Genomic DNA, 15,450 nt, shown 5'->3' on the forward strand with positions numbered 1-15,450 from the left:
CAGGCCAAGATAGCTTGTCGGGTGGGATATGGGTCTTTATTTCGTCTCTTTAAAGGTGAAATTGTCCAGGTAAGTCGTTTTACGAGGAGCGCCTTTTGTTGCTTCTTCTTGCAGATACAGACCGAGTTTTTTGCCTTCTTGTTTCACATATTGTTGACCGAACAAGTATTGATCGTTCAAGTAAATGGAAACGGTATTGTCAGTGACAGCTACCTTCAAGCGATTGCTTGATTTCAGCTTGTAGGTGCTGGATGAGATGATGTCGATATCGTCGTCTTCCACATCATTTACTTTTCCTAAAACAACGCGATCTTTTTGGATGAAGACGACATTGGCTTTTCCATCTTTGCCGTTGAAGTACAGACCGCCTAAACCTTCACTGCCAACCACATTCACATCGACGCTCAATTCATAATTCTTGACGTTGTCAGATTCATTCCAGCGAAGTGGCAGAAGGTAATGATCCAGATCATCATCATCATCGGATTCAGCAGTCACTTGTTTGCTAGCGACCTCCCAGTTACCGATCGCTTTGTCAGTATCCCAGTTTTTCAATTTGGTATCAGAGAAGGAATCGCTGATATTGATTTTCTCTGGTTCTGGTTGAGGCTGACCAGGGGTAGGGAATACAATTTTGCTTTCATCATCGCCACGATCCAAAATAGCACGATAGAGCAGAGAAGCAGCTTCCGCACGAGTAATCGGATCTTGTGGACGGAAATTGCCATTGTATCCTTTCATCAGATCGGTTTGGATCGCAATCGCAATATACGGACGCAGAGCGGACGAAATATCGTCGTAATCACGGAACTTTTTCAATTGATCCAAGTCGGCTTTGTACTTTTGATCGTAGCCCAACAGGCGTACCAATGCGACAGCAATATCTTCACGTACTGCCGCTTTATCTGGCTTATACGTGTAGGTAGAGCCGGATTTGTAACCAGTCAAGTAAGGCTTGGCGTGCTCCACATACAAAAATGCCCAGTGATGACGAGGGACATCTTTAAAGGTTTGCTCGACGTAGCGTTTGTTTATATCTACATCTGCTGCTGCAATCATAATTTTGGCAAATTCGGCGCGGGTTACCTCATTGTTCGGTCTAAATGTTCGATTGTCGTACCCTTTGATGATCCCTTTTGCCGCCATCTCCGTAATTTCCTTGTATGCCCAATGGCTACGCGGAACGTCTGAGAACGAAGGGGTGGAAGCGGCACCGACGACCGGGATAATCGTTAAGAACATCAACACCGACAAAAATACGGCTAGTGCTCTTTTCATATTAACCTCCTCAAAATGGCAATGTAGTTTTTGTTGACTGCTATTCAGACGTCGAGTGGGCTTGTATTGTTGCAGGGGAAAAAATATTATGGTGAAAATAGGAAAAAAGGAGGAGTTTCAAAAAAAATCGGCAGGTAAGGAGGAGTATGTACCAATGGTAAGGGTATGAGGACCAACATGGGTATGTTTGGAAAGTCGTTGTCTCTCAGACTTTCGCCGTTTCGTACATATTTTGCCTCATAATGGTTATTATGCATTGGCTTTTGTATCACCCAAAATGATATAATTCTTTATTGGTTACTTATGTAGATGATTATTGCTGAGGTGATATATGATGAAGGAAACGAAAGAGGCGACTGTGGACTTAAAATCCGTTAAGTCTCCAAAGAAGACGGAAGACTATGCGAAATACTTCCAGGCCCCCTCTCTGAAAGATGCGAAAACGCGCGGTAAGGAAGAGATTTTAGTCCATTACGATTTTCATATCCCAGAAGACATGCAGAACATCGGAAAAGGAAAGCGCTATCACGTTCGTACGTATGGCTGTCAAATGAACGAGCATGATTCGGAGACGATTTCTGGTATTTTGCAGGCAATGGGTTATACCTCTTCTGATTCTGTCGAAGATGCGGATGTCATTCTATTTAACACCTGTGCGATCCGCGAAAATGCAGAGGATAAAGTATTTGGGGAGCTTGGCCACATGAAGCGGCTCAAGAATAACAATCCAAATCTGATCCTCGGTGTTTGCGGCTGTATGTCCCAAGAAGAGAAAGTCGTCAAGAAAATCCTGAAAAGCTACCAGCAGGTCGACTTGATTTTTGGAACGCACAATATTCACCGATTGCCAGAACTATTGCGCGATGCGATGTTTAGCAAAGAAATGGTGATTGAGGTTTGGTCCAAAGAAGGCGATATCGTCGAAAATATGCCGAAGCTCCGCGAAGGAAACACCAAGGGTTGGGTTAACATCATGTACGGCTGTGACAAGTTCTGTACGTACTGTATCGTGCCGTATACCCGCGGAAAAGAACGCAGTCGACGCCCGGAGGATGTCATCGCAGAAGTACGTGATCTCGCTCGCCAAGGCTTTAAAGAAATCATGCTTCTTGGACAAAACGTCAATGCGTACGGGAAAGATTTTGAGGATATCAAGTACGGTTTTGGAGACCTGATGGACGAGATCCGCAAGATTGATATCCCGCGTGTGCGTTTCACGACAAGTCACCCGCGCGATTTTGATGACCACTTGATCGAAGTGCTGGCAAAGGGCGGCAACCTGGTGGAGCAAATCCATTTGCCTGTCCAATCCGGATCGACAGAAGTACTCAAGCGAATGGCACGTAAATACTCGCGTGAGCATTATCTGGAGCTCGTTCGCAAAATCAAGGACGCGATCCCGAATGTCTCGCTTTCTACCGATATTATTGTTGGCTTCCCAGGCGAGACCGATGAGCAGTTTGAAGATACGATTTCGATGGTGGAAGAGGTCAAGTATGATTTTGCGTATACCTTCATTTACTCCCCACGTGAAGGTACACCGGCTGCTGTCATGGAAGACAACGTTCCGATGGAAGTGAAAAAAGCACGCTTGTATCGACTCAATGAAGTGCTGGCTGGCATCGCTCTGGAGCAGAACAAAAAACTGCAGGATCAGGTTGTCGAGGTACTCGTGGAAGGCGAATCGAGGACGAATGCGGAAGTGCTTGCGGGACGTACGCGTACGAACAAGCTTGTCCATTTCACCGGCGACAAATCTTTGATCGGACAGTATGTGCACATAAAAATTACAGATGCGAAAACGTGGACACTCCACGGTGAACTCGTATCCAAAGTTGAGGTGTAGGTCATTATGGAACAAACAAACGTTTTTACACAGAAGGAAATTCTCGATAAAGCTCGCGAGCTTGCCGCTATGATCTCGCGTACGAATGAAGTTGATTTCTTCAAACGTGCTGAACTGCAAATCAAACACAATGAACGTGTGCAAGATTTGATTGATACATTGAAGCAGAAACAAAAGCAAATGGTGATGTTTGAATCCATCAACAAGCCGGAACTGGTGAAAAAAGTGGAAGACGAGTACAACCAATTGCACGAAGAGCTGGATGCCATTCCAATCGTTACGGAATTCAAGCAATCGCAGGTTGATGTGAACGATCTTTTGCAAATGGTCACAAACGTGATCACGAACACCGTTTCGGAGCGTATTATTTTGGATACAGGCGGAAACCCATTGACTGGAAAGACTGGTGGCGGGCCTGAAAAGAAAAAATCTGACGGCTGCTGCTCCTAATTCTTGATAGAAAGCCTTCCCGGCGCTGTTCTGATCAATACCCAACAACTTTCCCAAATATAAGGTGGTTGTTTGCACGCTAGTCGAATGCCCTGCATACAAATGTACAGAAACGTTGTATGGAGGAGGTAACGAAATGTCGGGTATAGACAAAGATCTACAGTGCCGGGAACTTATCGCGAAAGCAGTCTGCGGCAAAGGCCATAAATTTTCTATTACCACCCACACCATCATACCGTCGCAAACTCCTTCGACGATCCTCGGATGCTGGGTTATAAACACGAACTTCCAAGCAGAGAAAGTCGGAGATGCCGTTGAAGTATCTGGTACGTATGACGTCAACCTGTGGTTTTCGTTTGCTAATAACACGCAAACCGAAGTCAAGCGGGAAACGGTTCATTTCTCCGTTCTCGTACCGCTTACGTTCTTCGACAAGAACTGCAGAGGCGATCTGGAAATCGTTGCACGTGCCGTGGAGCAACCGAAGTGCATAAAAGCGGAGTTAAGTGGTGGTGGCACAATCACGGTCAGAGTTGAAAGCGAATATGCAGTAGAGGTCATTGGAGAAACAAAGGTGTGCGTTGTTGTCTGCAATAGTTGTGATGACAAAGAATTCCATCTGGTTGACGACTTTGAAGATAACAGTGACGAGTTTGATGACTTTGATTCCGCTACGCTACTCGACGAGCTCGACTAAAGAGGAGAAATTATCTCCTCTTTTTTCTTTTTTTCGGATACAGGTCAATCACACTTTTTTCTGGGCGCATTCATAAGATAACGAAAGAACAGCGAGGGAGTGTGGAAGGCATGATTCTACGCACAAAAACGAGTCAGCGAGTTAACGGGCAGGAAACGCCAGCAACACAACCGATGACGGCTAACGCGAAAGAAGTCGTAGCCTATTTACATCGTCCTGAAATCGGTCGCTGGTTGCTCCGGCAGGGGCGAATACCTGTAACAGGAAATGAAGCGCGACCGGGCTGGCGAACATATAGGGTATGCCTTTACCAAGATTATGTACTGGATATCGCCAGAAGCGAGGAGCAATCACATTGGCTGCTGCACCGTCTACAGGAACCCGAGTGGCATTCCGTCTCCTTGCCTTCCACTGAAACAGAGATTCAGGTGGTCCAAGGGCTGGCTTCACGCAGTTTGTATGCCGTGGGAGCGGATGCGGGTCAAGTGACGATCATGGCGGCTTCTCCCCATCGACTTAAGGTCGTCGAGGTGGAACCAAATTGGCCAGCCAGGCATGCTGACGAATATATGCAGCGTGCCCGAGATTGGTGGGAAGCTCGGATGCGTAAACAGCCGCAAACGTTGCAAAGTTTGGGGGCTGATCCGGAATTTGCTTTGCGCAAGCCCACAGGAGAAATGGCACTTGCTTCTGACTTCCTGAGCATCAATGGGGCGGTTGGATGTGATACGACACGCTACCGGGAAGAATTAGGTCTCCATCAGCACCCGGTTGCAGAGTTGAGGCCTGCGCCATCGGAGGACCCTGATCAATTATTTACGCATATCTACGATAATCTGGCACTCGCCTACCAAAAAATAGGAGACGCGTCTATCGAATGGCTCGCTGGAGGAATGCCGTTTCAAGGTTATCCAATCGGCGGGCATATTCATTTTGGCGGGCTCACACCTACTTTTTCTCTTCGGCGAAAGCTGGATGCGTACTTGGCTCTTCCTCTTGTTCTGATTGAGGATGCAGGCTGTATGAGGCGCAGAGAGCGTTATGGATTTTTGGGGGATGTAAGGGAGAAGGAATATGGATTCGAATACCGTACACTCCCTAGTTGGCTCGTTGATCCCCTTGTCGCTCGAGGGATTCTTCATTTGGCCCATTTGGTTGCAACCAATCACGAGAAGTTACAAGCGACGCCTCATCTCAAGCTACCGCTAATCAAAGCATACTACCAAGGCGAAAAAGAAAAGCTCCTGCCGTACGTAGTTCAAGTCTGGCAAGAATTAAAGGAGCTGCCAGGCTATACGCTGTCACGAATTCATTTGGATCGATACTTTTCGTTTTTAATCGAGAGTCAATCGTGGAGAACGGATGAAGACCTGCGTAAGATATGGAAGCTACCATAAACGGATACTACCATCGGATGCAGGGTCAACATTACCGTTCAATCATGATATAATAGCGACGAGAATTAGTAGGCTAGGAGAAGAAAATCATGGCTCAATATACCCCGATGATTCAACAGTATCTGGCTATCAAAAAAGATTATCCGGATACTTTCTTATTTTTTCGCTTAGGTGATTTTTACGAACTGTTTTTTGATGACGCCATTCTTGCGTCCCGTGAGCTGGAAATTACACTGACGGGACGTGATGGTGGTGGTTCTGAGCGCATACCAATGTGTGGAGTTCCACATCATGCGGCAGACGGCTATATCGCAGAGCTACTAAAAAAAGGACATAAAGTAGCCGTTTGCGAGCAAGTCGAAGATCCAAAAGAAGCCAAAGGGGTCGTTCGCCGGGAAGTGACACGCGTCATTACTCCGGGTACGATGATGGAAGGCAAATGGCTGACGGATAAGGAAAACAATTACATGGCAGCATTGGCTCAAGTAGAAGGGCGAACGGGTGTTGCTGCGTGTGATATGAGTACAGGCGAGATGTACGTTACTTCTTTGGCGGGACAGGCAGAGGGTGTCCTGGATGAAGCCTTGCAATATCGCCCTAAGGAGCTCGTCTTTTTTGGCCTCGCTGGTTTGCCGAAGACAGCACTGCCATCTACTGTCGTGGATGCGCACCAACTGGACGCATTTGCAGTAGATAGTCAATACGCGGAGCAGGCAAAAGGGCTGGATGTGTCCATGCGAGCGGCGGTCAATGCTCTCTTGTTCTACATAGGGACGACGCAAAAACGTAGCCTTGCACATATGCGCCTGTTAAAGCAGTACGATGCAAAGCAGTATCTGCAAATGGACGGCTTTTCCAGACGCAATTTAGAATTGACTGAGACCATTCGCGATAAGACGAAAAAAGGCTCCCTGTTGTGGCTGTTGGATCGGACTCAAACGGCAATGGGTGGTCGTCTTTTGCGCAGATGGATTGAGCGTCCATTGCTCAGTCGCGATCAGTTGGAGGCACGCCTGAGCGCTGTGGAAGCCTTGAAGGGGGACATGCTGCTTCGCTCGGATTTGCGGACTTGCTTGGATCGTGTCTATGATTTGGAACGTCTGGCGGGCCGTATTTCCTACGGGAATGCGAACGCACGAGATCTCATTCAGCTACGGATGTCTTTGGAAGCTGTTCCAGAGCTGAAGCAGTATATGATCCAAACGAATACCCCGGTATTGATGGAACTGGCTAATGGGATGGATGAATGTACAGATATTGTCAACTATTTGGCTCATGCCCTTGTGGATGATCCCCCGATATCGGTTCGTGAAGGCGGAATGATTCGGACGGGATATGATGAGTACCTGGACAAGCTCCATACGGCAAGCCGTGAAGGGAAGACGTGGATCGCCCAACTGGAGCAGGGAGAACGGGAAGCGACAGGGATTCGTTCGCTTAAAGTTGGCTTCAATAAGGTATTCGGCTATTACATCGAAATTTCGAAATCCAACATAGCAAACGTTCCCGCTGGTCGGTATGAGCGCAAGCAAACTTTGGCCAATGCAGAGCGGTACATCACGCCAGAGCTGAAGGAACGTGAAGCCCTCATTCTGGAAGCAGAAGAAAAGATGATTGAGCTGGAGTACCAGCTGTTCGTTGCTGTAAGAAGTGAAGTCGCGAAGCATATACCAAGACTACAGAACCTCGCGGAGCGCGTTGCATCTGTGGACGTTCTACAGGCGTTTGCTACAGTAAGTGACGAGCGGGGATTTGTACGCCCTGAGCTTGTGGAGAGCGGCGATTACGTCATTACAGAAGGGCGCCATCCAGTGGTAGAAGCCGTTCTGGAGCGCGAAAAATACGTGGCTAATGACGTGGAGATGGATCAGACCAACCGTCAAGTTTTGCTCATTACGGGTCCGAATATGGCGGGTAAGAGTACGTACATGAGACAGATTGCCTTGATCACGGTGATGGCACAAATCGGTTGCTTTGTTCCTGCTAAACAGGCCAAGCTTTCGATTGTCGATCAGATTTTTACTCGAATTGGGGCAGCCGACGACTTGGTAGGCGGGCACAGTACGTTTATGGTGGAAATGCTGGAGACGAGACACGCCCTGCAAAAAGCGACAGCGAAGAGCTTGATCCTGCTCGATGAAATTGGTCGCGGGACTTCAACGTACGATGGAATGGCGCTTGCACAAGCAGTCATTGAGTACATTTGCCAAAAAATCGGTGCCAAAACACTCTTCTCGACGCATTACCACGAGTTGACCGGGTTAGCTGAGACGTTGAGTGGTGTCGTGAATGTCAACGCTCGATGCGAAGAACGGGAAGGAAAGCTCTTGTTCCTTCACAAAATTGAAGAAGGACGAGCAGATAAGAGTTATGGAATTCATGTGGCAGAGCTTGCGGAAATGCCAACTTGGGTCATTGAGCGGGCGCGTAGCATCTTAACCGGACTTGAAGCAAATGGGAGTACAGGGAATGGAAATGCAGCGAGTGACGTCCAAATGTCGCTCGAAACGCTATGGACGGCACCAGTTGCTGCGGTGCGTGAAGAGCCGATGCAGTTTGCGTCAGCGGAGGAAGAAGCGATTATGGCTGAGCTGCGCGAGTTGGATTTGAATTCAACGACGCCAATGGACGCCATGATGAAACTATATGCATGGAAACAGCAATTGAAAAAGAGATAGGGTTCGTCCGGAGGGGAGGCACTCATGGGAACCATTCAAGTTTTAGATGAGCAACTCGCCAATATGATTGCTGCAGGGGAAGTAGTGGAAAGACCGGCTTCGGTTGTCAAAGAGCTGGTCGAAAATGCAATTGATGCTCGTGCAACGACAATCGAGATCCACGTTGAGGAAGGCGGTCTGGAGATGATTCGGATCGTTGACAATGGGAGGGGGATGGATCGAGAAGATTGTCAGCTGGCTTTTGAGCGCCATGCTACGAGTAAAATTAGCAACGCTCGTGATTTATTCCGCATTCGTACGCTGGGCTTTCGCGGAGAGGCACTGCCGAGTATCGCGGCAGTCTCGCGTATGGAGCTGACGAGCAGCACGTCCAGTAGTGAGGTAGGTACTCATCTCTTGATTGAAGGTGGGCAGCTCGGAACGATTTCCGATAAAGCTGCTGTAAAAGGGACAGATGTATGTGTACGCAGCTTGTTTTTCAACACACCTGCTCGCTTGAAATATATGAAGTCGATCGCCACGGAAGTCGGACATATTTCTGATTATGTGAATCGGCTTGCACTCACGCATCCGTCGATCTCCTTCCTGCTAACTCATAACGGCAAGACACTCTTGCAAACGTCTGGGGACGGAAAGCTGCTGCACGTCATGGCGGCGATCTACGGTGTGCAGGTCGCGAAGCTATTGCTTCCAATTGCAGGGGAGACCCTCGACTATAAGTGGTCTGGTTTTCTTTCGAAGACGGAAGTGACAAGGGCGAATCGCTCTTACCTTTCGACACTGGTAAACGGTCGATACGTGCGTAGCTATTCGATTAACAATGCGATTATGCGCGGTTATCATACATTGTTACCGATCGGTCGTTATCCGATAGTAGCTTTGCAGATCGAAATGGATCCGTCACTGGTAGATGTGAACGTACATCCTGCCAAACTAGAGGCGAGATTTAGTAAAGAAGATGAATTGTGCAGTGCAATAGAACAATCGGTAAAAGAGACTTTGCGACAAGGCTTGGGGATTGTCAGACCTATGGTTACTCAACCAAAAGCTAAGGTCGTCACTCAGGTTGTTCAACCGCAGTTTGACCTGCAAATTACCAAGCCGGATACTCCGCAATCGCCGTTACTAGCCGTGAGTCCCCGACTCCAGGAATGGATGGCCAAGCAGGAGGTACCAAGTAAGCAAGTGGATCTAGTGACGCCTATCGCTCCATCTTTTGAGAACGGCACGGTCAAGGAGACTGCGGCCAACTATGAAAAGCTGGAGGCTGCAAAAGTAGAGGCTATCCCGCATGAAATCGTGCAGGCGACTCTATTGGATCAAACAGACACCAGGGAAGCTTTCCAGCCTAATGAGCCGAAGATTCCGGTACAATTGGACATTGCCCAGGCACCAACTCCTGCGTACCCAATCCATGAAATCAGCAGCGAGGATCATTCAGCCGTAGTGGGTACCGAACAAACACCGCCACTCGTGGAAGCCACCAATGAAAATGAAACGGATTCGCCTGTCCCCGTTATGTACCCAGTTGGTCAAGTCCATGGTACCTACATCGTCGCGCAAAATGACGAAGGCATGTATTTAATTGATCAACATGCCGCGCAGGAGCGGATTTTTTACGAGTATTTCATGGACAAGCTTGCAGAAGAGGACATTTCCAGCCAGATCATGCTGTTTCCTCATACGGTGGAATATACGGCTGCAGAGGCTAGCAAACTGGAGAAGCGACTGTCGCTTTTGCAATCGTTTGGTTTGGAGATCGAGGCGTTCGGTGGACGGACCTTTATCGTTCGCGCTCATCCACATTGGTTCCCAGAAGGGGCTGAGCTTGAGGTCATTGAGGAGCTCATTCAGTTTGTACTGGAAACGGGAGAAAACACCCAAGCCAATGTCGTGCTGATGCGCGAAAAAGCTGCCATCATGATGTCTTGCAAAGCATCGATTAAAGCGAACCGCTTCCTGACGCATGCAGAGATGGAAAGCTTGCTGAACCAGCTACGCAAGACGAGCAGTCCGTATACGTGCCCGCACGGCAGGCCGATTGTGATTCATTTTACTGGTTATGACTTAGAAAAAATGTTTAAGCGTGTGATGTGAACTGTGCCCTCCTGCGGATAAATCCAGGGAGGGTATTCTACTGTAAAAGAAAGCGGGAAAAAACAAAAGTCAATAAGCAAATCTTATGCTGGAACAGAGCTTCTTCCATCGAGGACCTATTAACTGGTCCTGATTGGGGACTACGTTTGGACGGCGGTCCTGGCTGGCAACCGATGGCATTGCTCCACTAAAAAGTGGGGCTTTTCTTTTTTCTTCACCCCTAAAAAACAAGAACTACTTGTAAACTAGAGTAACTATTTTGATTGATAGATAGCTAAAGTACTAGAGAATCATATCATGTGTCATACGATATATTCCTATAGCATTTTTCATGTTATTAACATGTTTAAGAAAAGCGGCAGTCTAGGACCAGAAGATAAAGTCTGATATGCTCCCCATACGGTAGACAGGCGAAATAATAAAAAGCTTGCTATTGTGAGGGGAGCTTTTCATGTCTAGAGGTAAATATAATGCTTTTGAGAAACTCGCCATTCTAGAAGAAGTATCAAATGGGGAGATTGGTTTCCTGGCAGCTGCGAAGAAATATGAGATTAACAAGACGACTTTAATGAAATGGCAGCGTCGGTACAAGATGTATGGATATGAAGGGTTAGAGCGTCGTACGCATCTTCAACGCTATAGTGCTGAGCTTAAGCTCCGAGCGGTAATGGATTACCTTGAGGGGGGATTGTCTCAGTACCAGATCATCGATAAATACAAGATTGCTAGCACGAGACAGCTTTTTAATTGGATCAACAAGTATAATGGTCATAGCAGCTTAAAAGCCTATAAAGGGGAAGCAAAAGCTATGACAAAGGGTCGCTCTACGACTTGGCAAGAACGGATTGAGATTGTCCAGTATTGTCTGGCACATGAACATAATTACCAAAAGACAGCTGAACATTTTCAGGTGTCCTACCAGCAAGTATACCAATGGGTGAAGAAGTTCGGAGATGGCGGTCAGGATGCGTTAAAGGATAGCCGAGGGAGAAAGAAAACTCCGGAGGAGTTAACAGAGGCCGATCAACAGAAACTCAAGATGAAGAAGATGGAGTACGAAATTGAGCGACTTCGGGCGGAAAATGCATTCTTAAAAAAGTTAGAGGAGCTAGAAAGAAGGCGACGCTAAATCAGACACGGCAGGAAACAATTTACCTTGCCATCCAAGCGCTTCAAAAGGATGCATCAATTAGCGTTCAACTCCTATGTAAAATTGCAGGAATTGCACGCTCAAGCTATTACAAGTGGCTAAATCGCAACCCCAGTCCTCGAGAGATGGAGAATGAGAAGTTTACCCAGGTGATGATGACCATCTATGAGAAAGTGGAGCACACCTTTGGATACCGTCAATTAACCCTCCATATGCGAAAACAAACCAGAAAAACCATTAACCATAAGCGCGTAGAACGGTTAATGAAGGTAATGGGAATCCAGTCTGTTATCCGGAGAAAGAAAAAGAAGTACACAAACGCCACGCCGCAGCAGGTGGCGGAAAACCTACTAAACCGTAAATTCCATGCCGATGCACCGAATGAAAAGTGGCTCACCGATGTAACGGAATTCAAGTACGGTAACGGCCAGAAAGCGTATTTAAGTGCTATTCTCGACCTTCATGATAAATCCATCGTCGCCTATGTATTAGGGCGTTCCAATAACAATCCACTTGTATTCCAGACATTGAAACGGGCCTTGCAGGCAGCACCAGGAAGTAGCCCCATGCTTCATAGCGACCGAGGCTACCAATACACCTCCTTGGGCTTTAAGAAACTTTTGGATGACAACAACATAATCCAGAGCATGTCCCGTGTGGGACGATGTATCGATAACGGCCCAATGGAATCTTTTTGGGGGACCCTCAAATGTGAGAAGTACTATTTGCACACGTACCATACTTTTGAGGAACTTGAGAGAGATATTGAGGCCTATATCCACTTTTACAATTACGAACGATTACAAGCAAAACTAAACGTCCTCAGTCCGATGGAGTTCAGGACCAAGGCCGCCTAAATTTTTATTATTTGTACTGTCTACTTGACGGGGTGCAGTTCAGACCAGAAGATAAAGTCCTAGACAGCCGCTTTTTGATTGAACTAACGATACCCGTTTTACGAATTCATGAGCTAGAGTGAGTATTCTTAATCATTTAGAGGGAGGGAGTTAAATAACAACTTCAATTTGTGATACGGTTCTCCGCGCTGTCTGTAACGGCAAGTTTTAGGGACATCCTTTTGCGGGATGGCCCTTTCATTTATGCTCGCTCAAAAAACCGTTGTTTTTCGTTACTTCAATCGTTCTTCGATTAAGTTTAACAGTAGTGCTTTCTCTTCGTTAGGAATCCATTCCGATAGTCTAGCCGCTGCAATCGGTAACATCCACTCATCAATGTCACTGAACTGCAGACCAGAATATGAAAGATATTGTTCCAAGTATACTCCGTTTATTTTATCCCTCATCAGTTCAAGTGCATCTTTAACGCTACTTGGAGCCTCATCAGGCAGCGTACCAAAACGGAATAATAGCAAAGTTCGAGCGACATCACCAGCAGGATTACCGATCATCCCTGTCATCCAATCTATTACCCAGTTACGCTCACCGATCATAACATTTTCTGGATGAAAATCACCATGGCATAGACGGTTTCCATCCGGTAGATTTTTTAAATATTCAATGATCTCATGCTTCACTTCGTTAGATAGTTGGGAAGCGTTCTGAATGTTGCGAGCTAAGACCTCTTTCTGATTAAGGACGGATGATCCTCCAATTCGTTCCACATCAAGTTCATATTTATGTATGCGATAATGTAGTTCAGCAAACTCTTTAGTCAAGCAATTGAGTTCGTTAGGAAACTGAACACCCATACGAAGCAGTGTTGAGCCCTCAATCCTTTCAAACACAATACCCTTCTTATGATCAAAGTCAATCAAATCGTACGCTCTTGGAGCAGGAATTTTAAGGAAGGCCACAATCCGATTTACTTCATATTCATATTTCACCGCTTCCATTGGAAATCCGTCCCTATAAAGCTTTAATATCTTCTCCTGATCTTGAGCAAATACTTCGGCTGTTCGACCCTCGCTAATCTTTTTCAATGTATCATCTCCTACTTTGAAATCTCCCTGTGATTATGCTTCATATTAGGAATGCTGCCTGCTAACTTAAAAAAGCGAATCTATTACAATTTCTTATATATATCAAGTTCGTGATCCAGACCAAGACCCCTTTTCGAGGGGGCATTATTATTTTCAGGAGGGACGTAAGAATGAGCGTTATCAAGATACGGCAGGACTTTGTCGTCCTGCGCTGCGCTGGAGCACTTCCGGTGCTTTCCTTAATCAGGTTGAGGACTACTTCAACCAACTAAGGGTTGAACATGAGGACGAAGCGGAGAAATTAAGTGTCAGACTCAGAAAAAAATTAGACTGACTGGCGCTTCATTAAGCTAATTGGCAAATTAGTTTAAGATCAAGCGCGGAGAACCGTATCATAAGTAACGGCAAGTTTTTTCGGAAAATCTCGCAGAAGACTTGGAAAGGCGCTTTGGTGTGCATGGTTTGGGATGGGCACGCTAGACTGCAAAGTCGGCGCAAACGGGCTTCTGCGAGATTTTGGGGGTCACTGAATACCTTCGCCGACGTCGAGGAGTTCGACGTACTCGGGACAACTCCCCAGCAGTCCTCCGTCTTCACGGTTAAGTCCGACGTTTCTTAGATCGCAGACGTTATCACCCGCTTCGAGAACGACGATGTAGCCGTGCCTGCCCAAGCGAAATGTGACACATTATTAATCCTATCCTAATTTTTCTATTGTTAGCTCAGTTTAGTGGTTAATTCTAGATAACAAACGCTCTTGTTTTTTCAGCAGGGCGGGGTAGAACACCAACAATAGAGGAACTATGTATCAAGACAGGTCGATCTCACGGCGGCAATTGACAGTGTTGGAGGTCCTGGAAGCGTGAGAGAAAGGGAGGAGCTTCATAATAGGACACGGCCAAAGAAATAAGCTCCTTTGGCCGTTCAGAAGTAGTTAGTGTTTATTCTGAAGACGACGAGAAATTTCATCTAGTTTATGGATGATAGAAAATAATTGCTCGGAAGTAGTATCTAATTGCTCAGCGGAAACCGTTGATAATGAGACCTGTTGATCAATTTTAAGTAATTGATTGTTAATGTTTTGTAGAGATTGATAAATGTCTTTAGATGAGGCATTTGATTTATCGGCTAATTTACGTACTTCATTAGCAACAACGGTAAAGCCACGTCCGTGCTCTCCAGCTCTAGCAGCTTCAATCGCAGCATTAAGGCCTAGAAGATTGGTTTGTGTAGAAACATCTGCTACGAAGCCGCTGAGTTTCTCAATCTCCTCATTCTGCTCCTTTAACACATTCATGGAATGTGCGATCTCACCATTGTATTCATATAGTTTGGTTGCGGAGTCGGTGAAGACGGAAGAGATTCTAAGCGCTTCCTGGGTTGTAGCTGTCAATTCGGCTGCCATTTGCTCCATGTTGTGGCGGTAGCTTACATTTTCACGCATCGTGTCACCGATATACTGTTCAAGAATAATTGCAGAATCAAAAAAAACTCTTTTGATAAGAGCCTGATAAAATGCAGCTGAGTTTTCTAGCGATTGAATTCTTTCTGAAAAAAGACGTAAATACAGTGAGTATCCACCCAAAAACCAAGAGGCAGACAATCCAATTCTCGCATGGGTTGTTCCGATTCGTTTTCGGCTGTTTACATATTCTTCATCAATAATATGAGAAGAAAGTGTTTCGATATACCAAATCTGCATGTTCTTTAATTGGTCCATTGTTACATTTGTACGTATCAATTGATCTAAGTTGGGGTGTTTTCCCAATTCTTCATAAAAACAATCTACGATTTCTTTTGAGTGAGTGCTGAAGAATTCTTTGTGTGAATACAAGAGGTCTAAGTCTTCTTTTGTTAGGCCGTAGAACACCCTAAGTGAATTCCATTTATTATCCAGTGCAATCATGATGCCAACCCC

General features: G+C 46.2%; 11 protein-coding genes. 8 read left to right on the forward strand and 3 right to left on the reverse strand.

Annotated features, from left to right (window positions below):
* Positions 1 to 36 precede the first annotated feature (36 nt).
* Entirely contained in the window at positions 37 to 1,278 is a 1,242-nt protein-coding gene (locus tag HP401_RS11250) for an S-layer homology domain-containing protein (RefSeq protein WP_173605037.1), read from the reverse strand.
* A 334-nt stretch (positions 1,279 to 1,612) separates the two neighbouring features.
* Here HP401_RS11250 and miaB point away from each other — a divergent pair, with 334 nt between their 5' ends.
* From miaB to HP401_RS11290, 8 genes are all read left to right on the forward strand, one after another.
* Positions 1,613 to 3,124, forward strand: a complete 1,512-nt coding sequence (gene miaB / locus HP401_RS11255; RefSeq protein WP_015891664.1) for a tRNA (N6-isopentenyl adenosine(37)-C2)-methylthiotransferase MiaB — start codon at positions 1,613 to 1,615, stop codon at positions 3,122 to 3,124.
* 6 nt (positions 3,125 to 3,130) lie between these two features.
* The gene (locus tag HP401_RS11260) at positions 3,131 to 3,574 is read left to right on the forward strand and encodes a YlbF/YmcA family competence regulator (protein ID WP_173605038.1); all 444 of its coding nucleotides are present in this window, start codon (positions 3,131 to 3,133) and stop codon (positions 3,572 to 3,574) included.
* A gap of 136 nt (positions 3,575 to 3,710) precedes the next feature.
* Complete coding sequence (gene cotE / locus HP401_RS11265; protein ID WP_015891662.1) at positions 3,711 to 4,271, forward strand: outer spore coat protein CotE; 561 nt, start codon at positions 3,711 to 3,713, stop codon at positions 4,269 to 4,271.
* 110 nt (positions 4,272 to 4,381) lie between these two features.
* Complete coding sequence (locus tag HP401_RS11270; RefSeq protein ID WP_173605039.1) at positions 4,382 to 5,668, forward strand: putative amidoligase domain-containing protein; 1,287 nt, start codon at positions 4,382 to 4,384, stop codon at positions 5,666 to 5,668.
* 89 nt (positions 5,669 to 5,757) lie between these two features.
* Complete coding sequence (mutS, locus tag HP401_RS11275) at positions 5,758 to 8,346, forward strand: DNA mismatch repair protein MutS (protein ID WP_173605040.1); 2,589 nt, start codon at positions 5,758 to 5,760, stop codon at positions 8,344 to 8,346.
* Between the two features lie 24 nt (positions 8,347 to 8,370).
* Positions 8,371 to 10,443, forward strand: a complete 2,073-nt coding sequence (gene mutL, locus HP401_RS11280) for a DNA mismatch repair endonuclease MutL (protein WP_173605041.1) — start codon at positions 8,371 to 8,373, stop codon at positions 10,441 to 10,443.
* A 451-nt stretch (positions 10,444 to 10,894) separates the two neighbouring features.
* The gene (locus HP401_RS11285; protein WP_173605042.1) at positions 10,895 to 11,572 is read left to right on the forward strand and encodes a helix-turn-helix domain-containing protein; all 678 of its coding nucleotides are present in this window, start codon (positions 10,895 to 10,897) and stop codon (positions 11,570 to 11,572) included.
* Entirely contained in the window at positions 11,530 to 12,450 is a 921-nt protein-coding gene (locus HP401_RS11290) for an IS3 family transposase (RefSeq protein WP_173605059.1), read from the forward strand. The genes HP401_RS11285 and HP401_RS11290 overlap by 43 nt, the downstream gene beginning before the upstream one ends.
* A gap of 272 nt (positions 12,451 to 12,722) precedes the next feature.
* Here the strand turns inward: HP401_RS11290 and HP401_RS11295 are convergent, their stop codons facing one another.
* On the reverse strand, positions 12,723 to 13,532 hold the full coding sequence (locus HP401_RS11295) for a phosphotransferase family protein (protein WP_173605043.1): 810 nt from the start codon (positions 13,530 to 13,532) through the stop codon (positions 12,723 to 12,725).
* 934 nt (positions 13,533 to 14,466) lie between these two features.
* Entirely contained in the window at positions 14,467 to 15,438 is a 972-nt protein-coding gene (locus HP401_RS35565) for a globin-coupled sensor protein (RefSeq protein WP_173605044.1), read from the reverse strand.
* Between the last annotated feature and the right edge of the window lie 12 nt (positions 15,439 to 15,450).

Origin of the sequence: Brevibacillus sp. HB2.2 (assembly GCF_013284275.1) — a bacterium.
GTDB lineage: Bacteria > Bacillota > Bacilli > Brevibacillales > Brevibacillaceae > Brevibacillus > Brevibacillus brevis_D.